Source organism: Acinetobacter sp. MF4642 (assembly GCF_002018925.1).
Classification (GTDB): domain Bacteria; phylum Pseudomonadota; class Gammaproteobacteria; order Pseudomonadales; family Moraxellaceae; genus Acinetobacter; species Acinetobacter johnsonii.
Map to the genome: position 1 here is coordinate 16,393 of NZ_MVON01000001.1, position 25,991 is coordinate 42,383.

At 40.0% G+C, this 25,991-nt stretch carries 25 protein-coding genes and 1 other RNA gene; 19 read left to right on the forward strand and 7 right to left on the reverse strand.

The window, feature by feature from the left end:
• Positions 1-307 precede the first annotated feature (307 nt).
• The 12 genes from rimO (at position 308) to lpxA (ending at position 12,637) form a co-directional block, all read left to right on the forward strand.
• Entirely contained in the window at positions 308-1,651 is a 1,344-nt protein-coding gene (rimO, locus tag MF4642_RS00080) for a 30S ribosomal protein S12 methylthiotransferase RimO (RefSeq protein WP_004696556.1), read from the forward strand.
• Between the two features lie 43 nt (positions 1,652-1,694).
• Positions 1,695-2,423: a UMP kinase gene (pyrH, locus tag MF4642_RS00085; RefSeq protein WP_004696558.1), complete on the forward strand. Its 729-nt coding sequence runs from the start codon at positions 1,695-1,697 to the stop codon at positions 2,421-2,423.
• A 79-nt stretch (positions 2,424-2,502) separates the two neighbouring features.
• The gene (frr, locus tag MF4642_RS00090; RefSeq protein ID WP_004981941.1) at positions 2,503-3,057 is read left to right on the forward strand and encodes a ribosome recycling factor; all 555 of its coding nucleotides are present in this window, start codon (positions 2,503-2,505) and stop codon (positions 3,055-3,057) included.
• Positions 3,058-3,065: 8 nt separating this feature from the next.
• The gene (gene uppS / locus MF4642_RS00095; protein WP_004696563.1) at positions 3,066-3,818 is read left to right on the forward strand and encodes a polyprenyl diphosphate synthase; all 753 of its coding nucleotides are present in this window, start codon (positions 3,066-3,068) and stop codon (positions 3,816-3,818) included.
• A 3-nt stretch (positions 3,819-3,821) separates the two neighbouring features.
• Positions 3,822-4,646, forward strand: a complete 825-nt coding sequence (locus MF4642_RS00100; protein WP_004981939.1) for a phosphatidate cytidylyltransferase — start codon at positions 3,822-3,824, stop codon at positions 4,644-4,646.
• Positions 4,647-5,843, forward strand: coding sequence for a 1-deoxy-D-xylulose-5-phosphate reductoisomerase (gene ispC, locus MF4642_RS00105; protein WP_078424897.1), 1,197 nt, complete (start codon positions 4,647-4,649; stop codon positions 5,841-5,843).
• A gap of 2 nt (positions 5,844-5,845) precedes the next feature.
• Positions 5,846-7,201 carry an RIP metalloprotease RseP gene (gene rseP / locus MF4642_RS00110; RefSeq protein WP_078424898.1) on the forward strand — a complete coding sequence of 452 codons (1,356 nt, stop codon included), beginning with the start codon at positions 5,846-5,848 and terminating at the stop codon, positions 7,199-7,201.
• Between the two features lie 45 nt (positions 7,202-7,246).
• Positions 7,247-9,760, forward strand: a complete 2,514-nt coding sequence (gene bamA / locus MF4642_RS00115; protein WP_078424899.1) for an outer membrane protein assembly factor BamA — start codon at positions 7,247-7,249, stop codon at positions 9,758-9,760.
• A 33-nt stretch (positions 9,761-9,793) separates the two neighbouring features.
• Entirely contained in the window at positions 9,794-10,288 is a 495-nt protein-coding gene (locus MF4642_RS00120; protein WP_078424900.1) for an OmpH family outer membrane protein, read from the forward strand.
• Between the two features lie 3 nt (positions 10,289-10,291).
• Positions 10,292-11,359 carry a UDP-3-O-(3-hydroxymyristoyl)glucosamine N-acyltransferase gene (gene lpxD, locus MF4642_RS00125; RefSeq protein WP_078424901.1) on the forward strand — a complete coding sequence of 356 codons (1,068 nt, stop codon included), beginning with the start codon at positions 10,292-10,294 and terminating at the stop codon, positions 11,357-11,359.
• Between the two features lie 7 nt (positions 11,360-11,366).
• Complete coding sequence (fabZ, locus tag MF4642_RS00130; RefSeq protein ID WP_010326983.1) at positions 11,367-11,852, forward strand: 3-hydroxyacyl-ACP dehydratase FabZ; 486 nt, start codon at positions 11,367-11,369, stop codon at positions 11,850-11,852.
• Entirely contained in the window at positions 11,849-12,637 is a 789-nt protein-coding gene (gene lpxA, locus MF4642_RS00135; RefSeq protein WP_078388772.1) for an acyl-ACP--UDP-N-acetylglucosamine O-acyltransferase, read from the forward strand. Before fabZ ends, lpxA begins: the two co-directional genes overlap by 4 nt.
• 59 nt (positions 12,638-12,696) lie before the next feature.
• Here the strand turns inward: lpxA and MF4642_RS00140 are convergent, their stop codons facing one another.
• Positions 12,697-13,542, reverse strand: a complete 846-nt coding sequence (locus MF4642_RS00140; protein WP_078424902.1) for a YbgF trimerization domain-containing protein — start codon at positions 13,540-13,542, stop codon at positions 12,697-12,699.
• A 274-nt stretch (positions 13,543-13,816) separates the two neighbouring features.
• Between MF4642_RS00140 and ffs the strand changes: the two genes are divergently transcribed.
• An RNA gene (gene ffs, locus MF4642_RS00145) (signal recognition particle sRNA small type) lies at positions 13,817-13,913 on the forward strand.
• Positions 13,914-14,338: 425 nt separating this feature from the next.
• Here the strand turns inward: ffs and MF4642_RS00150 are convergent.
• The 4 genes from MF4642_RS00150 to MF4642_RS00165 all read right to left on the reverse strand — a co-directional run bounded on the left by MF4642_RS00150 (position 14,339) and on the right by MF4642_RS00165 (position 17,318).
• The gene (locus MF4642_RS00150; RefSeq protein ID WP_078424903.1) at positions 14,339-14,944 is read right to left on the reverse strand and encodes a regulatory protein RecX; all 606 of its coding nucleotides are present in this window, start codon (positions 14,942-14,944) and stop codon (positions 14,339-14,341) included.
• A 105-nt stretch (positions 14,945-15,049) separates the two neighbouring features.
• Positions 15,050-16,093, reverse strand: a complete 1,044-nt coding sequence (recA, locus tag MF4642_RS00155; RefSeq protein WP_005401034.1) for a recombinase RecA — start codon at positions 16,091-16,093, stop codon at positions 15,050-15,052.
• Positions 16,094-16,207: 114 nt separating this feature from the next.
• Entirely contained in the window at positions 16,208-16,651 is a 444-nt protein-coding gene (locus tag MF4642_RS00160; RefSeq protein ID WP_004696588.1) for an RNA-binding S4 domain-containing protein, read from the reverse strand.
• Positions 16,644-17,318: an HAD-IA family hydrolase gene (locus tag MF4642_RS00165; protein WP_004981908.1), complete on the reverse strand. Its 675-nt coding sequence runs from the start codon at positions 17,316-17,318 to the stop codon at positions 16,644-16,646. Before MF4642_RS00165 ends, MF4642_RS00160 begins: the two co-directional genes overlap by 8 nt.
• 675 nt (positions 17,319-17,993) lie before the next feature.
• Here MF4642_RS00165 and MF4642_RS00170 point away from each other — a divergent pair.
• From MF4642_RS00170 to MF4642_RS00185, 4 genes are all read left to right on the forward strand, one after another.
• The gene (locus tag MF4642_RS00170) at positions 17,994-18,239 is read left to right on the forward strand and encodes a hypothetical protein (protein ID WP_004696593.1); all 246 of its coding nucleotides are present in this window, start codon (positions 17,994-17,996) and stop codon (positions 18,237-18,239) included.
• A 319-nt stretch (positions 18,240-18,558) separates the two neighbouring features.
• Positions 18,559-18,804 carry a hypothetical protein gene (locus MF4642_RS00175; RefSeq protein ID WP_078424904.1) on the forward strand — a complete coding sequence of 82 codons (246 nt, stop codon included), beginning with the start codon at positions 18,559-18,561 and terminating at the stop codon, positions 18,802-18,804.
• 501 nt (positions 18,805-19,305) lie between these two features.
• Positions 19,306-20,160, forward strand: coding sequence for a 3'(2'),5'-bisphosphate nucleotidase CysQ (locus MF4642_RS00180; protein ID WP_078424905.1), 855 nt, complete (start codon positions 19,306-19,308; stop codon positions 20,158-20,160).
• A gap of 54 nt (positions 20,161-20,214) precedes the next feature.
• On the forward strand, positions 20,215-20,946 hold the full coding sequence (locus MF4642_RS00185; RefSeq protein ID WP_078388778.1) for a histidine phosphatase family protein: 732 nt from the start codon (positions 20,215-20,217) through the stop codon (positions 20,944-20,946).
• A 134-nt stretch (positions 20,947-21,080) separates the two neighbouring features.
• On the opposite strand, the gene MF4642_RS00190 is transcribed toward MF4642_RS00185, so the two are convergent.
• Positions 21,081-21,521, reverse strand: coding sequence for a hypothetical protein (locus MF4642_RS00190; protein ID WP_058869816.1), 441 nt, complete (start codon positions 21,519-21,521; stop codon positions 21,081-21,083).
• A gap of 412 nt (positions 21,522-21,933) precedes the next feature.
• Here MF4642_RS00190 and MF4642_RS00195 point away from each other — a divergent pair, with 412 nt between their 5' ends.
• Positions 21,934-24,606, forward strand: a complete 2,673-nt coding sequence (locus MF4642_RS00195) for a M66 family metalloprotease (RefSeq protein WP_153041786.1) — start codon at positions 21,934-21,936, stop codon at positions 24,604-24,606.
• A 233-nt stretch (positions 24,607-24,839) separates the two neighbouring features.
• Here the strand turns inward: MF4642_RS00195 and rpsT are convergent, their stop codons facing one another.
• A complete protein-coding gene (gene rpsT / locus MF4642_RS00200) occupies positions 24,840-25,106 on the reverse strand; it encodes a 30S ribosomal protein S20 (protein ID WP_004696602.1) in 267 nt (88 codons plus the stop codon).
• 213 nt (positions 25,107-25,319) lie between these two features.
• On the opposite strand from rpsT, the gene MF4642_RS00205 reads away from it, so the two are divergent.
• Complete coding sequence (locus MF4642_RS00205; protein ID WP_078424907.1) at positions 25,320-25,985, forward strand: nucleoside-diphosphate sugar epimerase; 666 nt, start codon at positions 25,320-25,322, stop codon at positions 25,983-25,985.
• The last annotated feature ends 6 nt before the right edge of the window (positions 25,986-25,991 follow it).

The window sequence follows — 25,991 nt, forward strand, 5'->3', positions numbered from 1 at the left end:
AAAGCATTAACCGTTCCAAATAGCGGACTGAATTGATGCAAATAAAGCAAAATGCACGCCAACTTTGATTTTGTATAGTGAAATGAGCACACTTTTTTTGCGGAATGCGCTGTAAATGAACGATTAGCTAAAGATATAGCGGATTCTAAAAATCAAGTAAACCGAAAGTGACTTAAAATGGTGCGTTATGTTAATTCTACTACAGTGTTGGTTTTATTTTGGTGCATTAAACAAAGAGTGTGGAATCGATCTGTTTTTATAAACAGAAAAGACATACAATACGCGCATTCTAGTGGAGCGCAGATTCATGAAATCCCCCAAAGTCGGTTTTGTTTCTTTAGGTTGTCCTAAGGCATTGGTTGATTCCGAACGAATTTTAACTCAGTTGAAGACTGAAGGTTATGATGTAGCATCAGATTATGATGGTGCGGATTTAGTTGTTGTAAATACCTGTGGTTTTATTGAATCTGCAGTGCAAGAGTCTTTAGATGCCATTGGCGAAGCCATGAGTGCGAACGGTCGTGTAATCGTTACGGGCTGCCTAGGTAAAGACGAAGACAAAATTCGCCAAATGCACCCAAATGTCTTAAAAGTGACAGGGGCGGCTGCATATCAAGAAGTGATGGAAGCTGTGCACCAATACGTGCCTGAGCCACCAAAACACAACCCATTTATTGACCTTGTTCCAGAACAAGGGATTCGTTTAACGCCGAAGCATTATGCGTACTTAAAAATCTCAGAAGGGTGCAACCATCGTTGTACCTTCTGCATTATTCCAAGTATGCGTGGTGACTTAGTGTCTCGCCCAGTCGGTTCTGTTTTAGAAGAAGCGGCTGCGCTTAAACGTGCCGGTGTAAAAGAAGTACTCGTTATCTCCCAAGATACTTCTGCTTACGGCCTCGATACCAAATACAAATTAGACTTTTGGAATGGTCAACCTGTTAAGACGAAGTTCTATGACATGTGTGAGGCCTTAGGTCAACTGGGTATTTGGGTGCGTTTGCACTATGTCTATCCATATCCACATGTGGATGCAGTGATTGACTTGATGGCACAAGGTAAAATTTTGCCTTATTTGGATATTCCATTCCAACATGCCAGCCCAAAAGTTTTAAAACTAATGAAACGACCTGCGCATAGTGAAAATACACTTGAGCGTTTAAAGCTGTGGCGTGAAAAATGTCCTGACTTGGTGATTCGTTCAACCTTCGTTGTGGGTTTCCCTGGCGAAACTGAAGAAGATTTTGAAATCTTACTTGAGTGGTTAAAAGAAGCACAACTTGATCGCGTAGGCTGCTTCACCTATTCACCTGTTGAGGGTGCGACAGCAAACGACTTGCCAGATCACGTGCCTGAAGAGATTAAGCAACAGCGTTATGAACGCTTTATGGAAGTGCAACAGGCGATTTCTGCTGCCAAACTTCAAAAGCGTGTTGGTCAGAAAATGACGGTGCTGGTCGATGAGTTGGATGAAGAATTCCCAGTTGCGATTGCACGCTCATACGCAGATGCTCCTGAAATTGATGGCAATGTCTTTGTGGAAGATATTGATAAAAGCCAGATTAAATCAGGCGATTTGTTAGAAGTCGAAATTACCGATGCAGATGAATATGATCTGTATGCACAATTGATTTCGATTAAATCGAATTAAGACACAAATAAAATTTTAAAATTTAGATATTGGAGTTATTGCGATGTTGGATTCTAAAAAACCACGTTTTGAACGCATCTTACTGAAACTTTCTGGCGAAGCGTTGGCTGGAAATAAAGATATGGGTATTGATGCTCAAGTACTTGATCAAATGTCTTTGGCAATTGCGCACTTAGTAGGTTTGGGTGTGCAAGTCGGGATTGTTGTGGGTGGTGGTAACTTATATCGCGGTAGTCAATTGCAAAAAGATGGTTTGGTTGGTCGCGTAACGGGTGACCAAATGGGTATGCTTGCAACCGTGATGAATGGCTTGGCATTACGTGATGCTTTAGTACGCCGTAATATCAAAACCCGTTTGATGTCTGCATTGCCAATTGGTGCTGTGGTTGAATCATACTCAAGCCGTGATGCGATTCGTCACCTAACACAAGGTGAAGTTTGTGTGTTTGTCGCAGGTACAGGTAACCCGTTCTTTACCACAGATACAGCAGCATGCTTACGTGGTATCGAGATTGAAGCCAACCTGATCCTAAAAGCAACGAAAGTTGATGGTGTCTACAACAAAGACCCAAGCAAATATGATGATGCCGTTAAATATGACACTTTAACCTTTGATCAAGTGTTAGATGAAAAATTGGGTGTGATGGATTTAACAGCGATTTGTTTGTGTCGTGACCATAATGTGCCGCTTCAAGTCTTTGACATGAATAAAGCAGGTTCATTGCTTTCAGTGGTTATGGGTGAAAAAGAGGGTACTCACGTAACGAACTAATGTACGTGACCTCGAAAGCTCTTTATACTACACGCTATTTTAGAATTTATATCTTTTCGAATTAAGTAAGGAAGATCACATGATTAACGATCTTAAAAAAGACGCAGAAGACCGTATGAACAAGTCACTTGACTCGTTAGAACACGGTTTTGCCAAGGTTCGTACAGGACGTGCGCATCCATCTATCTTAAACGGGGTAATGGTTCCTTACTATGGCTCAGATGTGCCATTAAACCAAGTGGCAAACGTGGGTGTTGAAGACTCGCGTACCTTGTTGATTCAGCCATTTGAGCGCACGATGGTTGCAGCAATTGATAAAGCGATTCGTGAATCAGATTTGGGTTTAAACCCGATTACGGCTGATGCGATTCGTGTTCCAATGGCTGCATTGACGGAAGAAACACGTCGTGACATGCAAAAAGTTGCGCGTAACGAAGCTGAAAATGCAAAAGTTGCAGTACGTAATATTCGCCGTGATGTACTGGGCGACATCAAAGCATTGTTGAAAGAAAAAGAAATTTCTGAAGATGATGAACGTCGTGCATCTGATGATATTCAAAAAATCACAGATAAGTTTGTTGCTGAAATCGACAAACGTCTTGCGAATAAAGAAGCTGAGCTGTTGAAGGTCTAATTTGTATAATGACCGATTCAGAAGATAAGCTTACTCTTCCAAAACATGTTGCCATCATCATGGATGGCAACAATCGTTTTGCCAAAAAAAATGCAATGCAAAAGGGCGATGGTCACCGTGAAGGAAAAAATGTCCTGGACCCGATTGTAGAGCATTGTCGAAAAAGAAATATTCAAGCATTAACCGTTTTTGCTTTTTCGAGTGAAAATTGGAAGCGCCCTCAAGCTGAAGTTGATTTGCTCATGAAACTGTTGGAAGACACGATTCATGAACAGTTGCCTCGTATGCATCAATATCAAATGTCTTTACGTTTTATTGGTGATCGTTCTAAATTATCTCCGCAATTGCGTGACTTAATGTTGCATGCCGAACAAGACACTGCTAATTTCGACAAGATGACTTTGACCATCGCAATTAGTTACGGTGGGATGTGGGATATGGCGCATGCGGCTAAGCAGATTGCGCTTGCTGTTCAATCTCAAGCGTTAGATCCTGAGCAAATTGATGAACATATTTTTGGCCAATACGTAAGTTTGAGTGATTTACCGGCTGTGGATCTATTGATTCGTACAGGTGGGGATTTTCGTTTATCGAACTTTATGTTGTGGCAAGCAGCTTATGCAGAGCTTTACTTCACTCCAACTCTTTGGCCAGAGTTCAGTGTAGAAGAGTTTGATGACGCCTTGGCTGTATTTGGTGGGCGTGAACGTCGTTTCGGGAAAACGACGGAACAAATTCTACAAGATAAAATTGAGAACTAATAAATGTTAGAGCGGATTATAACCGCATTGGTTTTGGTGGCCGTTGTACTGAGTTGTATGTTTGCAACCCAGTCACACTATCCAATGTTTGTGCTGATGATTATTGCGGCAGGGGTTGCAGGCTATGAGTGGTTTAAACTCATGCCCCGTACAACAAAAAATGTTAATAAACCTCTAGCGTGGGGTTTTGGTTTACTAAGTGCTGGCCTTGCTACACTTGCTTTATACTTTAACGATATTGCGCTTCTACTTTGGGCTGCCTCTATCTTATGTTGGCTGCTCAGCCTGTATTGGGTTAAATCCTATCCAAATTATGATGCTTGGTATAATTCAACCCTTAAGGTGGTTGGGATTGTTCTGATATCTTCAGCTGTGACCGCTATTTTTGCACTCTGGAAGATGTCTCCGTGGTGGCTGATGTACCTGTTTTTATTGGTTTGGGGTGCTGACAGCGGGGCATATTTTGTTGGGCGTAAACTGGGTAAGCGTAAACTTGCACCTGAAGTGAGTCCAAATAAATCATTGGAAGGTCTCTATGGTGGTGTGATTACGGCCATGATCATCGTGGTTGCTGTTGAAATCCTCTATTTAGACTTAACGTACGCACAGCATTTATTATTTCTTATTTTATCTGTAGTGACTGTATTTAGCTCAGTTTTAGGTGATTTGTTTGAATCTATGATTAAACGTCGTGCTGGAATTAAAGACTCAGGTCGTATTTTGCCGGGGCATGGTGGGGTATTGGATCGTATTGACTCGTTACTGGCTGCTGCACCTATCTTTGCTGCGGGTGTATATGTGTTAAAACTTATTGGCGTAGATTTGTAAATGTCTCAATCTGTTTGTATTTTAGGTGTTACAGGTTCGATTGGGCAGAGCACCTTAAAAATATTGCATCAACATGCTGAACGCTATCGTGTGTTTGCTGTTACGGCACATAGTCGGATGCAAGAGCTTGTTGATATTTGTCAGCAGTTTCAACCGCAAATTGCAGTTGTACCTCAAGCAAAAGTAGATGAACTACGCCAACTACTTGTCGCAGCCAATTTGCAAAGCATTGAAATTTTGGCGGATGAGGCGGGTCTCATCGCAGTTGCTGAACATCCAGAAGTGGATGTGGTGATGGCGGCGATTGTGGGTGCGGCAGGTTTAATGCCGACGCTAGCAGCGGTAAAAGCAGGAAAGCGTGTCCTTTTGGCAAATAAAGAAGCACTAGTGATGTCGGGTGACATCATGATGCAGGCTGCTCATGATCATCAGGCTCTTTTACTTCCTGTGGACTCTGAGCATAATGCAATCTTCCAATGCTTGCCGCCGACCTATTTACAAGCTGAGCGTCACGGACAGCCGAAACTCGGAGTCTCTGGTATTCTTCTGACTGCATCAGGCGGGCCATTTCTAAAACATAGTTTAGATGAATTACACAATGTAACGCCTGCGCAGGCGTGTAAACATCCTAATTGGTCCATGGGGCAGAAAATTTCGGTTGATTCGGCGACCCTCATGAACAAAGGGTTAGAACTAATTGAAGCTTGTCATCTTTTTTCAATCGAAGAACATTTTGTTACAGTAGTTGTGCATCCGCAGAGTATTATTCATTCCATGGTGCAATATGTGGATGGTTCAACATTGGCGCAAATGGGAAATCCTGATATGTGTACGCCGATTGCACATGCATTGGCATGGCCTGAGCGTATTCAAACCCATGTTCCAGCTTTAGATTTATTTAAAAATCATCAGTTGGATTTTCAAGCGCCTGATACACATCGATTCCCAGCATTAAGCTTGGCACGTCAAGCGATGAAAACTGGGGGCACAGCCCCAGCGATTTTAAATGCAGCCAATGAAATTGCTGTTGCTGCATTTTTAAATCAACAGGTGGGGTTTATGGATATTCCTGCTATTGTTGAACACACTTTGAATACCATCTCACATCAAGCAGCAACACAACTTGATGTTATTTTAGAAGCCGATCAAAACGCACGTCATGTTGCTCAGCAATATGTGGTGAATATAGGAATTTAAGCATGAGCGCCTTGTTTATGATTGTTGCGGCAATTTTGCTTTTAGGCCCACTTATTGCAATACATGAGTTTGGGCACTATTTTGTTGCGCGTAAATTGGGCGTAAAAGTTTTAGTTTATTCCATTGGTTTTGGACCAACGGTTTTAAAGTGGACCTCTAAAAAGTCAGGTATTCAATATCAGCTTTCGGCATTGCCCTTGGGTGGTTATGTCAAAATGCTGGATGAGCGTGAAGGTGATGTTGCTGAAGAGGATGCGCCCAAAGCATTTAATCGTCAGTCACCTTGGAAGCGTATCGCAATTGTTGCGGCTGGTCCATTGATTAACTTGGCATTCGCTATTTTACTGTTTTGGATTTTATTTTTACCTGCACAAGAGCAATTGAATACACGTGTGGGTAAAGTGCTATCTAATACACCTGCAGCACAAGTTCAAATGCAAGTGGGCGATAAAATTACCGCTGTTGATGGCTTAATGACACCCACTTGGGAAAAGTTGAATTTTGCCTTGGTTGATCGTGTAGGTGAAACGGGATCAATCCAAATTCAGGCCGAACGTGCGGGACAAGTTAAGACATTTAGTTTGCCTATTCAAAACTTCTTGAAAGATCAAACACAGTCTCCGCTTGATGTTCTGGGTTTTACGCCTTATCGACCTAAAATTCCTGCGGTCGTGACTAAGTTGAGCGAAGATGGCGCAGCCATTCGTCAGGGTATGCAACAAGGTGACAAAATTGTCGCGATTGATGGCATCAAGATGAATGATTGGTTTGATGTGGTACAAGTGGTTCAAGCTTCACCTGAGAAATTGTTAAAAATTGATGTGCTTCGCCAAAATCAATTGGTACAACTTGAAGTGATGCCACAAGGTAAACGCGACAATATGGGCAAGGTTTCTGGTGTCTTAGGTGTACAAAGTGACCCTGGGAAAATCAGTATTCCTACAGAATATAAACAAACGATACAATATAATCCTGCCGAAGCCTTCATGATGGCGGTGGATAAAACCGGTCAACTGTCGAGTATGATTTTGAACTCGATTGTGAAAATGGTGCGCGGTTTGATTGGTCTAGACAACCTATCAGGACCTATCACGATTGCCAAAGTCGCAGGACAAAGTGCGGAAATGGGTTGGCAAACTTTTATCTCATTTATGGCACTGATGAGTGTAAGTTTAGGGATATTAAATTTATTGCCTATTCCTATGCTTGATGGTGGACATTTGGTCTATTATTTTATAGAACTAATACGTGGTAAACCTGTTTCTGAACAAATACAATTGGTTGGTTTAAAAATTGGTATGGTATTGCTCGGAAGTATGATGCTTTTGGCACTATTCAATGATTTTATGCGTTTGTAAAAAAGCGTAGATACGGAATTAAATTTTACATCGGAAAAAACTGGCATGCAGCACACACATTTATTTATGCCTTTGGCGCTCATCAGTGCTATGGCAACAGTACAACAAGTATATGCAGCAGAAGATTATATAGTACGTGATATTAAGGTTGATGGACTTGTTCGTTTAACGCCAGCAAATGTCTATGGAATGATTCCGTTGAATAGTGGGGATCGTGTGAGCGATGCAGCACTTGCCAATGCCATTCGTAGTTTATATGCAACAGGTTTGTTTGATGACATTAAAACAGAAAAGCAGGGTGATACGCTGGTTTTCAAAGTTGTCGAACGCCCACTAATTTCTAAAGTTGAATTTAAAGGTAATAAACTCATTCCTAAAGAGGCTTTAGAAGAAGGCTTGAAGAAGATGGGAATCACCGAAGGTGAAGTGCTGAAAAAATCAGCGCTACAAACGGTTGAGTCTGAGCTTGAACAGCAGTACATGCAGCAAGGTCGTTATGATGCTGATGTAAAAGTTGTGACAACAGCGAAGCCGAACAACCGTGTAGACCTTACTATTGAGTTTGTTGAAGGTAAGGCTGCAAAAGTTGTAGATATCAATATTATTGGTAATACCGTATTTAAAGAAAGCGAAATTGAACAAGCGTTTGCGGTAAAAGAAAGTGGTTGGACGTCCATTATTTCACGTAATGACCGTTATGCACGTGAAAAGATGGCTGCAAGCTTAGAGTCTTTACGTGCGCTTTATTTAAACAAAGGCTATATCAACTTTAATATCAATCACTCAAGCTTAAATTTAAGTGAAGATAAAAAGAATATTTTTGTTGAAGTTTCAGTAGATGAAGGCGAACAATTTAAATTTGGCGAAACCAAATTTTTGGGCGATGCTTTATACACGCCAGCAGAGCTGAAAGCTTTACAAATTTATAAAGATGGCGATATCTATTCACAAGAAAAAGTGAATGCGGTTAAACAGTTGCTTCTACGTAAATACGGTAATGCGGGTTATTACTATGCAGAAGTGAACGTCGTGCCTCAGATTGATAAAGAAACTCATCTGGTGGATTTAAATTATTACGTGAATCCAGGTCAGCAAGTGACTGTGCGTCGTATTAACTTTACCGGCAACACGAAAACTGCGGATGAAGTATTACGTCGTGAAATGCGCCAAATGGAAGGTGCACTTGCAAGTAATGAGAAAATTGATTTATCTAAAGTTCGTTTAGAGCGTACAGGCTTCTTTAAGACTGTAGATATCAAGCCGGCACGTGTTCCGAACACAGCCGATCAGGTTGATTTAAACATTAATGTTGAAGAGCAGCACTCAGGTACCAGTACTTTAGCAGTTGGTTTCTCGCAAAGCGGCGGTATAACCTTCCAAGCGGGTCTAAGTCAAACTAATTTCATGGGTACAGGTAACTCTGTTGCCATTGATTTATCACGCTCAGAAACACAAGATTACTACAACCTAAGTGTGACTGATCCGTACTTTACGATTGATGGTGTACGTCGTGGTTATAACATGTACTACCGTAAAACCAAGTTGGATGAAGACTATAACGTCAACAACTATGTGACGGATAGTTTTGGTGGTGGTATCAATTTCGGTTATCCAATTGATGAAAACCAAAGCATCAGTGCAGGTTTAAACATTGACCAAACTGAAGTGACTACAGGTCCGTATGTATCGACCTATGTACGTGATTACTTGTTGGCGCATGGCGGTAAGACAAAAAGTACATCGACTTATTGTATGGTGGATTTAGTTCCTGATTCGGAAGGCGTTTATGTTTGCCCAGATGGTCAGACATCTGCTCCTTATGGTTCTGAGTTTACCGGTGACTTCTTAACCTATAACTTAAACTTAGGTTGGTCATATAATACCTTAAACCGTCCGGTGTTCCCGACATCTGGTATGTCGCATCGTATTAATGGTGAAATTGCTTTACCAGGCAGTGATGTTGAATATCAAAAGCTGACTTATGATGCTCAGGCGTACTTCCCGCTTGCGAAAGATTTTGTGTTACGTGGCTATGGTAAGTTGGGTTATGGTAATGATTTACCATTCTATAAAAACTTCTATGCAGGTGGTTTTGGTTCGGTACGTGGTTATGATAACAGTACCTTAGGTCCGAAATACCCAGGCGTAACTTATAGTGAATCAAGATCTAAAGATAATGACTATGAGGAAGTGGGTGGTAACGCATTGATCCAATTTGGTACAGAATTGGCTTTGCCTTTACCATTTAAAGGAGATTGGACACGTCAAGTTCGCCCAGTTATCTTTGCTGAAGGTGCGCAAGTGTTTGATACACAGTGTGATGTTCCATCTGGTCAATTATATATGACTGGAAGTAAAACTGATGCTGGTGTGGATGCGAAGCAATACTGTAAAGACAACTTCGGTTTCGAGCTTGATAACATGCGCTATAGCGTGGGTGTAGGCTTTACTTGGATTACGATGATTGGTCCATTGTCTCTCAGCTATGCATATCCATTGAATGATAAAGAAGGCGACGAGACAAAGAACATTCAATTTGAAATCGGTCGTACCTTCTAAGGTCGACCTTTTCTCTACATGAAAGATATAAATATGAAAAAACTTCTTACAGCTTTAACACTTACAGCATTAACTTCTACAGTGGTGAATGCTGCTGGCTATGGTGTGGTGGATCTTGAGCGTGTTGTTGAAAATAGCACCTATTTAAAACAACAAAATTCGAGTTTTCAACAAAAAATTCAACCGCAAAGCACCAAGCTTGATCAACTCAGTAAAGAGGTTCAAGACTTACAACAGCGTTTACAAACAGGTGATAAGCTGAGCGCTGCGGATAAGCAAAAAATGGTGACTCAGTACCAAACCAAAATGAATGAGTTCAATACTTTACAACAAACCATGCAAAGCAGTGTGCAAAGCTCTATTCAGCAAGTACGTACTGTATTTGATGGTCGTGTAAAGCAAGTTGCTGAACAATTGCGTAAAGAAAATCAATTAGATGTTGTTTTGAATAAAAACTCAGCACTTGCCTATGACGCTAAGTATGATTTAACTGATAAAATGATTCAAAAGGTTAACGCAATTAAGTAATCAATGAATCCTCAACAGTACCGCTTAGAAGATCTTGCTCGTTTAGTCCAAGGTGAGTGTGTAGGTCAAGCTGATTTAATCCTTAAGGGATTAGCAAGTCTAGATTCGGCAGAATCTAGACATCTTGCATTTGTAAATGGTGAAAAGTATTTAGAGCAAGCACTGCAGTCTAAAGCTGGTGCATTCATTGTTACAGCTGATCTGAAAGATCTCTTGGTTGAACATCAAAACTTTATTGTTGTTGCCAATCCTTATTTGGCCTTTGCGATTTTGACCCATGCTTTTGAGGTTAAACACACTGAGCAGGGCATTGAAAGCACTGCACAGATACATCCTTCTGCAATCATCTCAGATACTGCTTATATTGGTCATTATGTAGTCATTGGTGAAAATTGCGTTGTTGGCGATGATACGATTATCCATTCCCATGTCAGCATACATGATGGTGTTGAAATTGGCCGCGGTGGTTTAATTGAATCACATGTAAATTTGATGTCATGCAAAATTGGCGATCGTGTTCGTATTCATGCCAATACTGTGATTGGTAGTGAAGGTTTTGGTTTTGCCCCTTATCAAGGGAAATGGCATCGAATTGCTCAATTGGGTTCGGTCATCATCGGTAATGATGTACGGATTGGTTCAAATTGTAGTATTGATCGCGGTGCATTGGATGACACAATTTTGGAAGATGGTGTCATTATTGATAACCTTGTGCAAATCGCCCATAACGCTAAAATTGGTGCCAATTCTGCTTTTGCTGCCAATACCGCAATTGCGGGTAGTACAACCATTGGCAAAAATTGCATCGTAGGTGGCGGGTCTGCAATTGCAGGACACCTAAATATTGTTGATAATGTCACTTTAACTGGAATGTCAATGGTCACAAATAATATTTCTGTGGCTGGAACATATTCTTCAGGAATTGGACTGTTTGAAAATCAAAAGTGGAAACGCACCGTTGTTCGTTTAAGACAATTAGCAGATGTGCCATTGACCCAATTGGTAAAAAAACTTGATCATATGCAGGCTCAAATCGAGTCCCTTGAATCAACAATTAAATTGCGTAAATAGAAATATGATGACTGAGTCGAATTCTACTAGTTTCACGAAACCTGAATTGCCAATGACGATTCAAACTATTCGTGAGTACTTACCACACCGCTATCCTTTTTTATTGGTCGATCGTGTTGTTGATGTGACTGAAAATGGAATTGTGGCGTATAAAAATGTGTCTATTAATGAAGAGTTCCTTCAAGGCCATTTCCCTAATTATCCAATTATGCCTGGTGTTTTGATTGTCGAAGCATTAGCGCAAGTTTCAGGTATTCTTGGTTTCATCATGAACAATGAGAAACCAAGTGAAGGTTCTTTGTTCTTGTTCGCAGGTGCAGAGAAAGTTCGCTTTAAAAAGCAAGTCGTTGCAGGCGACCAATTAGTGTTAAAATCAGAATTGGTCATGCAGAAACGTGGTATTTACAAATATAATTGTATTGCCACCGTTGACGGTGTAGTAGCAGCATCTGCGGAAATTATGGTTTCGCATCAGAAAATAGAGCAATCATGAGCAATAACGAATTTATTCACCCAACAGCAATCATCGATGCATCTGCCGTGATTGCAGCAGATGCAAAGATTGGACCGTATTGTATTATTGGTCCAAATGTCACTATTGGTGCAGGTACGCAGTTACATTCGCATGTGGTGGTCGGTGGTTATACGCGTATTGGAGAACAAAATGAAATTTTCCAATTCGCAAGCGTGGGTGAGGTCTGCCAAGATCTAAAATATGCAGGTGAAGAAACCTGGTTAGAAATTGGTGACCATAATAAAATTCGTGAGCATTGTAGTTTACACCGTGGTACGGTTCAGGATCACGGTATAACCAAGATTGGTAGCCATAATCTTTTAATGGTGAATACGCATATTGCACACGACTGTGTGGTCGGTGATCATAATATTTTTGCAAACAATGTCGGCGTGGCTGGCCATGTTCATGTAGGTGACTATGTGATTGTCGGCGGTAACTCGGGTATACACCAATTCTGTAAAATTGACTCTTATAGCATGATTGGTGGTGCATCATTGATTGTAAAAGATGTCCCTGCTTATGTGATGGTTTCTGGTAATCCTGCACATGCTTTTGCGATGAATGTTGAAGGCATGCGTCGTAAAGGTTGGTCTAAAAATGTGATTCAAGGTTTACGTACTGCATTTAAACTGATCTATAAAGAAGGTTTAACGACAGAGCAGGCTTTAGAACGTATCCGTGCAGAAATTTTGCCTGAAGTCGCTGAGGCACAGCTGCTGATTGACTCGTTAGAACAGTCAGAGCGTGGCATTGTGCGTTAAGCTTATTCCAAAGATAAAAAAAGACACTTCGCGTGTCTTTTTTTATATCTATAGAAAAATTATTTTTTAAAGAAAGAGGCCTCTTCAGACTTAGGATATTGTTTAAGGAGTTTGGCTTTGTATTGATTGGCCTGAGCCGTATTTTTATCCACTTCTTTTGCAATATTATAGAGTTGATAGACGGCTCGAGGCGCACGCGAAGAGTTTGGGTATTGGTTTGCCACAATCCCGTAGTTCTTTTTCGCTTCTGCATAGTTGGTAGGTTCAATCGCTAAATTAAATTCCGCTAACCAGAAATATGCATTGCTGATGTAAACACTGTTGGGGTTGTTTTTAATAAAATTTTGCATGGGTGCAATCGCTTTCTTCGCACCACCTTGCTTATAGGCATCCAATGCGACAGTATACGCGGCTTTTTCTAGCTCAGATGGCTCTGATGTGTTTTGCGTACTGACCACTACAGGTGCTTTGTTTACTGCTACCGTGGTTGTGCTACTGCTGGCGTTGGTGATTGTGGTGTTACTGGGAGGAGTATCCTGTTGGTTATCCTCCATTGTGGTACTCGCTTCAGGGTCTACTTTTTGCTGAAGTAACTCTAAGCGTTGATCTAGGTCAGCGTAACGGTTTTCCAACTCATGTTTGAGTTGAGCGATCTCATTGTCTTGTTCTTCAAGTTTGCCGCGTAAGCTACGCAAATCATTTTCTAATTGCTGGTTCTTTTGCATGATTTGCCAATTAATATTGGTTGCTGTTGCACTCGCACCTGTGTCTACTGCGACGCTGGTTGGATTGACACTATTGTTCGTTGCTTGGCTTAAGCCGCGAGATTCAATTGGAATATTGGCGAAAACAGGCATTGTGCAAAGTAGGGTGAGGGCACATAGGCTATGCTTCTTTAGCATCATAAAATATCCGTGTTATAAGGCTTTGATGGGGGATACATCAAACAAAATTCATTTACCCCATTAAAAACGGCAACGTTATGAATTGCAATAAGCTTTTACATTGTTGTCGTATATTTAGGTAAATGAATGTAGCCTAGTCGTTACCAATAATTGAGCGATTTTTCTTGAGTTTGTTTTATAAATAGTCAATTGAATGAAATGCTTATTGAAAAGTCGTTTATAGGCTTGCAACTTAGGGAAAAATCTCTATACTCTGTTCTTGCAATGGTAGCCCTGCTGGTTACTTCGCAATTGTATTCTACGAACCCCGCCAGGACCGGAAGGTAGCAACGGTAGTAGAAATATGATGTGCCGAAGGCTTGCTGGTAGGGTTGCCACCATATTCATTTATTAAAAATATAATAATCAATATACAAATATATTGTATGTAGATCAAATTTAAAATATCTTGTCCATTGACTGTTATTACATTTGTAATATTTCCTATTATCTTTACCCTTAACTTTTATTTTAAAATTCATTTACTCTATTCCTCACCTCTTTTTGCTCTCTACCATGTGTATTTTTTCTTTTGGGCGTGATGTATTTCAAGCATTAGAAATCATTGCATTATTTTTTATCTTACACGTCTTGTATATATTTAAGCTTTTCTGAGTTTGGTTTGATTTATACTTATTTAAGAGTGCTATAATTTTATAATTCATTAACGATTACATGTAGTTAATGTTGGGTGTGAATATAAGATCAATATTTATAAAGGTGATTTGGGTATAGCTTGGTCAAGAGCGAATGGTGATTAGTCATCAACCCTGCGATTAATCGCTTTCATAATCGCGTCCATTTCAAAGCCACGGTACATTAAAAAACGGATTTGTTTGGCTTTTAGTTTTGGATCTGTTGCGACCTCAGTTCCATACTTTCTAACTTTGAGTTGATAGGCTTGTTCGACCCAATCCGTTTCTTTCAATTCTTCTAAAATTAAACCAGTGTCAATCTTTTTGGTTTTTAGCGCCATTTTAATGCGATTAGGGCCTTTGCCTTTACGCTTTTGGCTCGATAGCATGATCTCAGCTACGCGTTGATCACTCTGATAGTTTTGTGCTGAAAGCTCTTCAACCAGTGTAATCACTTCTTCACGGTGCATCGCCCATGTAGCCAGTTTTTCAATCAATTCTGCTTTTGAATATTCCTTACGTGTTAATACAGCAAAGGCATAAGAGCGTAGACGGGAACCTGTTAAACCTGTGGGTTTGGGCTGATTCTCTTCATCAAAATCTAAAGCATCATCAGTTTCTTGTGTTACCTGCGTGTGGCAGTATTGAGTAGCAGGGGATTCTTCCTCGCCAAATTGTTGTTTGAGAGCATCGTAGTCAAGGAGTTTGGGAAATTTTGAATTAGGCATAATTGGGTATGAAGTAGATCTGAATAAACAAAACGCCCCGTGGGGCGTTCTTAGTGTAAGCCTAAATGTCGTGTAATAACATTTAATCTTTTTCGATACTTTTAATTAAGCATCTAAAAAGTCTGGCTCTTCTTCATTCTCTTCTACAGGCGCAGCGTTTGCAGTCGTCAGTAGTTTTTCTCGAATGATTTTCTCAATGGTTTCAGCCAACTGAGGGTTTTCTTCAAGGTGACGGATCACATTGTTTTTACCTTGGCCGATTTTATCACCTTGGTATGAATACCAAGCACCTGCTTTTTGTACGATTTCTTGTTGAACAGCCAAGTCTACAAGTTCGCCCAAATGGTTGACACCTTTACCATATAGGATTTGGAAGAGCGCTTCGCGGAATGGAGGTGCCATTTTGTTTTTGACAACTTTCACTTTGGTTTCAGAACCAACGATTTCATCGCCTTCTTTGACCTGACCTACACGGCGAATGTCTAAACGCACAGACGCATAGAATTTCAACGCATTACCACCAGTCGTGGTTTCAGGGCTACCAAACATTACACCAATTTTCATACGAATTTGGTTAATGAAAATCACCATACAGTTTGAACGTTTTGCATTACCTGTAATTTTACGTAATGCTTGGCTCATTAAACGTGCTTGGAGGCCCATGTGTGAGTCGCCCATTTCACCTTCAATTTCAGCACGTGGTGTCAATGCTGCAACAGAATCGACAACAATGAGGTCAATGGCACCAGAGCGAACTAGCATGTCTGCAATTTCAAGTGCTTGTTCACCATGGTCAGGCTGAGAAACCAAGAGATTGTCAATATCTACGCCAAGTTTACGCGCATACTGTGGGTCTAAAGCGTGTTCTGCATCGATAAATGCACATGTACCACCTGCTTTTTGACATTCGGCAATCGCTTGTAAAGTCATGGTTGTTTTACCTGAAGATTCAGGACCATAAATCTCAACGATACGACCCTTTGGTAAGCCGCCAATGCCTAGTGCAATATCAAGTGTCAAAGAACCCGTTGATACCGCTTCAACAGCTTGTACGGTGTTATCGCCAAGACGCATTACTGTGTTTTTACCAAACTGCTTTTCAATTTGGCTTAGCGCAGCATTGAGCGCCTTGCTTTTATTATCATCCATCTTACAACCTCAAAACGATGTCACGGATATTTACTGAATATGCTCAGTATAGTGACAGATTTAGTCTGTATCTTCTATAAAAGTCAGATCGTGTGCGACACAATATGACGCATGTCATTCATCATCATTATAAGACCAATATTGGTCAAATTGTTGATCATTTTCTTGTCTAAACTTACTGATATCGCGTCGGTCTTTTTTACTTGGACGATGATCAGGTCGAGCTAGATTATGCAACTTTCTTTGGCTTGCAATCAATTCCCGTCGTGTAATACTGACTTCAGTTTCTTCATATAATTTTTGTGCAACAGGAGCGGGGCCACGCACGTCAGAGAGTTCTTTGATCACCACGGTTTTCTTGTCAATACCTTGTTGTATGGTGAGTTCCATTCCAACCCGAACTTCTCTCGACACTTTGACACGTTCGCCATTGTGGTGAACTTTGCCTCCCTCAATTGCATTTTTGGCAATGGAACGCGTTTTAAAAAAACGTGCTGCCCATAACCATTTGTCAATGCGCATGCCTACAGCATCTTCCGCTAAAGTGGATTTACGCATATTTGGCAGTGACCTCAGCTTGCTCTAAATAAGGAATTAAATCGGTGAGCTGATTTAAGATCGGATAAGGGCTGGATGTCTTGCTTTGACCTAGTGATGAGGGTTGAGCAATGGTAAATAGGTTTTGAATACCATAACTTTCAGCACCTTTTAATACTTTTTCAGTGTCATCGATAAAGTAACACTGTGTGGCTGCAAAAGGATGGCGTTCATGGAGATGTTGCCAAAACTCAGTAAACTCTTTGGCATGACCGAGGGTTTCGCTGCTAATAATGACATCGAAATATGAGGCTAGTTTCGTGTGTTCGAGTTTGAACTTGAGTCCCTCACAGTCCGCATTAGTGGCAAGCCAGCAAGGGTAGCCGTTACTTTTTAAATAGTCGAGAAGTTCAAGACAGCCTTCACGTAGGCTAACTTTATGCTTAAATTCCTGCTGCAAAGCGAGCGTATCTACGCCAACTTTAGCTGTCCAAAAGCGCGTAGAATACCAATTGAGTGTATGATTATGGGTTTGATAAAACTGAAACAGGGCCTGAGTACTTTGTTCTAAAGAGCACTGGTGTTGTTCAGCATAACGGATAGGAAGCTGATGATTCCAAATAAAATCATCATAGGCAAGATCCAGTAATGTACCGTCCATATCAAAAATGATAATTGGCTTTTCCACTCAAAAAATCTCCAATGTTTCAAAGTTCAGCAATCGCGATAGAAAACAGTTAGCAACCGATTTAGCAGTTTTGCTTTATGCAAATATGGCGTAATTATAGCGTATAGCTGTATAAGATTACGGGCTTGCATAGCCCATTGTCAAAAATTGAAGAATACGAGATCTCAATTTTTTAAGTAAGAACATATAAGATGTGTTAACTGCACATTGATCCACTGCAATATTGAAATTTCAGCATTAGGAATGATTCACTTTAATGAAGAAGGAAACGCTTTTATAAATATTCGATGAGAACGCTTAGAGCTGCCATTATTCTCCAAAAGCCGCTACTGTTGCTGCTGACCTAAATCAGCCATGGATTACAACGGACTGCATCATTGGTTTTGTCAGCTTTTCAGTACCACTTAGCTATTCGGCTTTCATGTCTATCTAATCTGTTTCATCAAATGTTCATTTTACATCGATACCATTAACACCACCTGAGGGTGATTTTTTATGTTTGAAACTAAATATAAACCACTTCAGCTGACGGAGAAAGATTCGTTGTATCCAGCTCAATAATGCAATAAAAGTAAGTTTTTTGACAAAAATAAAAATAAAGTGGTTTTGCTGGTTATTTACACAAGAATCGGTTAAAAAAGATGTGGCGAATGAGAATAAAATAGAGAGGAATGGATGAGTGAGTTAAATTTAGATTTTTTAGATGAAACCTTAGATAAATATGAAGCAAAAGGTAAGAAAAAGGCCATTAAAAAAATCCGTATTGGTTATATGCTCTATGCAAAATTTATGTCGAATAAAAAATTTGCAGAAAATGTAATGAGTTCATCTTTAGATCCAAATAAGCGGACTTATCGCAATACCAAGATTAAAATTACGCATGATGAATATGAGTTAACCTTTTTACGTAATGATGATTAAGTATTCAATTGTGTTAAAAACCCTAAGGTTTCATTTATTTGAAATATTTGGGCTGTAAAGTGTGCGACATAAAGCAATGAAAATATAATGATTAGATGATGTTTGTGCAGTTAAGCCTGTTTATTTGGAGAGAGGTAAACAGGTTTTTTATTATAATAACTTTCTGGTCTAAGTGATTACAGACAAAAAGCCCGATTTGTTTTGATACTGATCGGGCTTTCATTTTGCTATTGAAATGAAAATAGTGAGAAAGATGATTTCTGACATCTTTTGATCATATTGTTCATGGATAATCTTTTTTATTTTGAGTTGCTTCGATATGTCAATTGTTACTGCAAATGAACTAGATGATATTCTAAAAGAATTAATTTCCAAAAATAAAAAGCCTGAAAAGATTATGATTGGTTATAAAGCATATAGCGAGCTTATGAATGATCGAAAGTTTTTGCATGAAGTCGCTAGCTCTGCTATGGATCCGAATAAAAGAAAGTATCAAAAGATTAAGATCAAAGTGACGCAGGATGAGTATCAATTAGAAGTGAAGTGCTCAGATAAAAATGAGTAGCTGTAAAGTAATTTAAAAAAACTGCAGGTATACCGCATTTTTTAATTGATGTATTTTAAATACAGGTTTATACTAAACTCGAAATTAAAGCGCTGTAGCTTTTCTTGTTTTATATCCCACGCTCCCATGCGTGGGATTTTTTTGCGCGATGATTTTTCCTAAAGTAATCACTTGGATGTATAAAGCTGAAAAGAAATTAAGCGTAAGCACAAATTAGAAACGGTCAGCTTGTGACTTTCTCTAGTCTCAATATTTAAGGTGTGGGTAAAGCTAAAGTCAGGTTGATTGGACTACTCAACCCAAAGTCAAAAGAAGAATTGGAATTGAGTGATATTTCCTGAGTGTCTTAGGCGTATAATATTTTAAGGCGGCGTTGAAAAATTGTTCGCGTGTTCTCACTCTTAGGTGACAGTATACCGTTGAATACGAGGCGATCAGCATGCTGCTATCCCAATAGATGAACTTCTCGATCTATAACTTAATGAATAAAAAGGCGGTCTCATGTTTAAGCCCACAACTGCACCTCAAGATGCACTGATATTGCAACTTGTACCGATTGTGACTCAAGCGTGCGAGATTTTACGAGCAGAGTATCAAGCTTATGTTGCAGGTGGTGATTTTACAGTTGAACGAAAATCCGATCATTCACCCGTCACGCAAGCGGACTATCGTGTCAATCAATTTATTACTGATGCTTTAAACAATACCTTTCCTCATTTGCCTGTTCTTTCTGAAGAAGGGCAGCATGCGCATAGACAGCAGTGGCAGTCTTTTTGGATGCTTGATCCTTTAGATGGTACCAAAGAATTTTTGCATCAACGTCCAGAATTCACCATTAATCTCAGTCTTATTGAGGGTGAGCATACAACCTTTGCTGTGTTGGCTATTCCTTGTGAACAGCAAATTTACTTCTGTCCACTACAAGGTCAGCCTTTAAAATACAATATTGAAAAAGACGTATGGTCTGAATATGTTCCAGTTGAAAACCACAGTGCTGTTCAAGTCGGCTTAAGCCAAAGTAGTCAGAATAAGCCGCAGTATCAAGTATATTTAGAGCAGTTAGAAAAACTTACGCCTATTCAAGAGTATCGCGCAGGGAGTGCATATAAGTTCTGCATGGTGTTGGAAGACCGAGTCGATATTTACCCGCGCTTTCACCCAACGAGTGAGTGGGATACCAGTGCTGGACAGTGTTTATTGGAGCGGATAGGTGGTGGTTTAGTTGATTTTCAGGGACGACCATTCGTATATAACCAAAGATTGAGTTTACTGAATGGCGGTTTTATTGCATATCGAAATAACGATATGAAAAAACTGGCATTACAAGCACTTGAACTAATGCCTTCGTCGGCTTGAGCTAAAAACTGAGCGTGCTATAGTGTTTTTTGAATTATTGAGTTGCTAGTGATTATGGCCTTAGAGTTACTCCCGCCTAGTATGTTGAAGGCAATCGATTTATTGCCAGATGCAAAAACGCCAGTGACGTTGTTTACACGTCATTCCATTCGTGAAGTTGTTACGGGTCAGGGGCTTGCAGGCTATGATTTACAGTTGACGCATCAAGGGCGCGATTTGGCACAGGCATGGGGTTCCTATCTGATCGATAATACGGATCGAGTGATACAACACTGTATTTCTAGCCCAATTCAACGTTGTATTGATACCGCTGCGCTAATGATTCAAGGGGCAGATGGACAAACCCTTGAGCCAAATACCCACCGTATTGAAATTATCGAACAAGGTTTATTGGTTGAGCCAGGCAGTTTTGTTTTGGATATTAAGCAAGCTGGGCCTTATTTTCAGCGTCAAGGTGCTCTAGGATTTATTAATAGCTTTGTTAATAATGCCTTACCCGGTATGAAGCATCCGATTCATGGCGTCGTAGATGTATTGGAGCTTATATATAACACGCATCCGAACAACCCTTATGGTTTGAGCCTTGCGGTCAGTCATGACACGATTTTAGCTGCGATTTTGGCGGTTATTTCAGGGCGCACGATTGTGACCAAAGAAGACTGGCCGAAAATGATGGAAGGTCTTTTTGTGTGGTTTGAGGGAGATGTGTTTTTGGAATCAAAATTGAAATGGATTTGGCGCGGAGAAATGAATGAACTGAATATTCATGAATTTCAAAATCTGTAAGTGATTTGTTTATTAATAAAAATCAGCTATAAATCTCGTTTCTTCATTTATACAGTTGTTTGAACGAAAAAAGAATATACGAGATTTATAGATCGATCATTCGTCAACCTTATTAAATGCTATATCGCATCAGTTTAAATTTTTGCTTTGAGTCGATTGGGAAAATCGAGCAAGTCGATACTTAGGCCTTCATCATTTAAAGGCCATAATGAGGTATTCACTGCTACGCTGTGCTGATGAATGCGATTGTATTTATCTGCAGCAATGAGTGTGGCAATCTCATGATTCGAAAGGGTATATGCATTGACAACATCGGCTGGATATTGAGTACGGTCATAAAACTCAGCTTCGCTTTCCCCTTGGTGTAGTGCAAAAATACGTTCAATTGCAGGCAAATAGACGCCATAGCCTAACCACGCATCAACGCCCTGAGAAGCCTGAATTTCTGCGGTTCCACGCATATTTGAGATGACTTTGGCGAGTATGTCTTTTTCACCTTTGGCATGAAAATACTCAATATATTGTTGTTCTGTCAGTTGGAATTTTTCAAGTGTTGGAAGAAATTTATTAATCATGCTATTCCCCAGTAGAACATTCTATGTGGTTTCATTATAAGAAAACAGAATACCATAATTTATTTATGGGATTTTAATTTTAATCATTTTGGATTTAAAAATTAAAATAAGTTACATGCTTACAAAGAAAATTAATTGAAATATATTTTTTTTATTGATTGACAAATATTGGCACTATATTGGTGCAAATTTAAATGTATAACTCATCATTATTTTTCATAAATTCAAGCCCTGTCACAGAACTTTTATTTTTCGGGCATTAGTTTCAAGACCGATAAAAAATATGTCCTGAAGTGACAAATTATGTAAATTGAATATGTATAGAAAATAGTGTTAAATAATTAAGCTTTTGATTTATATAAATTATTAATGGTTTTTTAATTTTTATTTGTGACTATTTTGGGGGGAAGATGTGAAAAGTGTGAATGAGTTCTTGTATTGCAAGCTAAGTCTTTGCGTTGTAACACTGATGTTAGCTGCGTGTGGTGGAGAAAGTGGAACCGAAAACTCTACAACGTCTGTAGTGAAAACCTATGCTGAACCTACACAGGATGTGGCTGATGGAAATACATTGGGTTATTTTGATTACGATGCAAACTCAAGAACACGTATGATACGAAATGACTTAACTGGTAACTTCGAAGCAATGCTGCAATTTGGTCAGAGTCATGTGGTTGATCCAAATGGTAATGAAAGTAAAAAAATGCCGCGTCTGACGATGGAAAAAGAAGCGCTATTGTTAGTTACGCCAACTGATAGCATGGGGAAAATTGATGGTCTGAATGCTGATATTTACATGAATAATCAGTTGCTCCGCACAGTTACATTTAACGATCCAACTCAGATTCCTCAGTCTGATCAAACCAATACCGATGAGCGTGCGCGTGTGCAATATAGTAAGCGTGCGTGGAGTGCTCAACTCAATTGGGATGAAATACGTCCAGGTTTGCGTATTCAGCTCAAAGATTCTCTTGGACGTCAGGGGCAAATTGCGGAAGATAAAATTGATTTTGCCTCTCCGGGAGAGTTGGTCTTAAATAATATTCGTATCGGCATGTTAACTGCTCCCCCTGTTTTCAATGGTCACTATATGCTGAATGATCCTGTTCGGGCAGGTTCAGATTACTTTCAAACGATTCCAGCTGCTGAAATGACCGTTGCAAAATATGATGATATTCAGTTGGATCGCGTCATGATTGCAGACGGGACGATTTACGATACGGCAAGTGCCAGCCAAGGTGGGGTTTATGAGGGTGACATGCGTGAAAACGTGGGTAAGTCGACATTTAGCGTGGGCATTAACCTAGCAAACTGGGGCATTACCAGTGCTTCGATGGCAAGTCAAAATCAGCCTCAATTAACTCAAACAGTAGTTGCACACCATAGTCGTGGAAAATATGCCAATGGCGAAATTAGCCATGGTTTAAGTGGTGGTAACGGCATGCTGACGTTGTATGATTCAGTTGGCAACGAGTTTAGTCATGAAATTGGACACCACTATGGACTGGGGCATTATCCTGGGCAGGAGGGTGATAACCAGTTCTGGACTTCACATCATGCGGATAGTGGTTGGGGTTATATTCCCTATCGCAATATGATGCGGGGTAATTTGACTTGGAATAATAAGGATTTATGGGCTGCCTCTACAGGAATTGCAAACTTCTTAGCTTTATATCCACATAGCCGAGATGCAATGTCTGGTGGTTATGCATCAAGCTCAGTTTCACGTTATACCCACTATACGGGCTATAGCACTTATTTAAAAATTCAACCGCACTTTAACCGTTATGTGTGGGATAAGACTTCACCAACGGGCTATAAAAAATGGAATGAAGTCACACGGCGGATGGAGGTGATTCAGCCGACTATGCCAGATTCTGCTGCACCTGTTTGGTATCAACCAAAGCAAAACTATTTACGCCCACGTGTTTTTGGTGAGCCTGTAGTGACCATTTTGGGTGGCTATGACCCTGTTGCAAAGGTTGGGCTACTCTATCCTGCGGCACGTTCAAACTGGGGCAATGTCTATGATTTACCCACTGCAAATACGGCGTTAAATCAGGATGCATGTTGGTTAAATGTACAGTATCCAAATACAGTAACCAATATTGCACTGGCTCCGACACGATTAGGTAGTAATGCCAATAAATTACATGTCAATTTAGCGCTTGCAGATCACCCTCAAAAAGTTGATTTATATTGTAAGCAGGCCAATGCTGCTGCCAAATTATTATCGACTACAGTGATTCCCCAATATACTACGGCTATTACACCTGCTGTTAAGATTGGGAAAGCGCAGGGTTATAAAGCCTTACGCGATGTAGAGTTGCCCCTACTTGAGCAAGAGCTACTGAATCAAGCGGCGAACAATATTATTGTTTTGTCACCAAATGGTTCAATGCTTTATCTGTCTTATAAATCGTATAAAAATGAGATGAGTTTGGCTGCACAGCAGGTACTTGAGCGTTATGAAGAGCAAGAAACTAGATGGGTGCGTTTAAATCGTTGGGTAAATGTTTATTATGATGATTTGGCCAAAGATGTACCTGCTGCGATTGATGCACTCAATGCTTTTATCAAGCAGCTAGGTTTACAACAAGATGACCCACTTGCACAAAGTGGATTGTTGAAAAATAACAAGAATTGCTTGAAAACAGAGCTGGCATCTAACCAAAAAATCGATGTTTACATTAGTGGCCCATCAGCTTGTACTGCTGATGAGACCGAGCAATGGGTTTATGACAGTTTAGGTCGTATCCATAGCAAAGCGGCTATGGGGCAGTGTCTAACGGGTAATGGAGGAAGTGCTAAAGTCACCTTGACTGACTGTGTGGCGAATAATGCAGCACAAGTGTGGTCAATGGATGCCACGACGTCTGCCATTAAACAATCAGGACAGTGCTTAGATTTAAACTCGGGTAATTTGGTAAATAACCGTCAAATTGCAATTCGATATAGTTGTTCTGGAAATAATAATCAACGATGGACAATGCTGAACCAAAATACAAGTATGATTTTAGCTGGGGCAACATCGAGAAATATTGGTATTTTAGTGAAAAACCTGAAAACTCAATCTTTGAATTAAACCACTGCTCATTTGGCAAATGATTTAACATGAAATGAAAACGAGCTCCCTAAAGGGGGCTTTTTTTGTAAGTAGATGTTCTTGTGGGGGCTAGAGAGCGCTTGCTAAATTTTATTTGAGTTTTAAGCTGTATTGTTAAGTCGCAGATGTATTGGAAAAGGTGTAGGCGTTAGAAGGTTCAAAAAATAGATACAAAAAAAGCCCTTTAAAAAGGGCTTTTTTTAATGCATAAATTAGTTAGCTAAAGCTTTAACTTGTGCATTTAAACGGCTCTTATGACGAGCAGCTTTGTTCTTATGGATGATGCCTTTATCAGCCATACGGTCGATTACTGGTACAGCAGTTTTGTATGCTTCAGAAGCAACTGCGTAATCACCAGCAGCGATAGCAGCTACTGTACGTTTGATGTAAGTACGAACCATAGAACGTAAGCTAGCGTTGTGTTTGCGTGCTTTAACGTTTTGACGAGCACGTTTTTTAGCTTGAGCAGAGTTTGCCACTCGTGCACTCCTTGAAATAGATTGGTCTGGGCGGGCTGAAATTCAAACTGAAAACCACATCAGAAGAACAATCACCAGCCCGTAAACAAGTGGCATATTTTGATTAATATACGCAGTGAAGTCAAGTCTTGACATGCTTTGACTATATTTAAGATACATAAAAATTCTAAAGAAAAGGTAAGATTAGCCATCTGCATGGAAGTTTGTATAAAAATGACACAAAATATAGAACAAGCGATTGTGATTGGAGCAACGGGTTTGGTGGGCTTAAACCTGATTCAACAATTACAACAACTGCCAAGTTGTAGCAAAATACTGGCTGTGGTCAGAAAGCATAATGTGCAGCTCGATCACTATGACAAAGTTCAGCAACTGAAGCTGGATGATTTTTTATTACTCAACCATGAAGATGTTCAGGGCTACAGTCATGCTTTTAGTTGTTTGGGGACGACTTTAAAGAAAGCTGGCTCAAAAGAGCAGTTTTATGCCATCGACTATGTGGTGAATGCACATTTTGCTGAATTGTTTGTTTTGACCAAAACCCATTATGTGTTGATCAGTGCCTTGGGGGCGCAAGCCAATTCAAAAATTTTCTATAATCGCGTCAAAGGTGAGCTTGAAGAGACTATTCGAGGACTCGATTTATATAAGGTTAGTATTCTGCAGCCATCCTTACTGATCGGACAGCGTAATGAAGGTCGCATGTTGGAAGATATTTTCCAAAAGGCTTATACCAAACTATCGCATTTTATACCAAAGCATTTTAAATATAAGCCAGTGACAGCAGAACAAGTGGCTCATACTATGGTCGAGGCTGCCCAAACGCAGACCGAAAAATTTGAAATATATGATAATTTACGTATACAAAAGACAAAATGAGGGGAA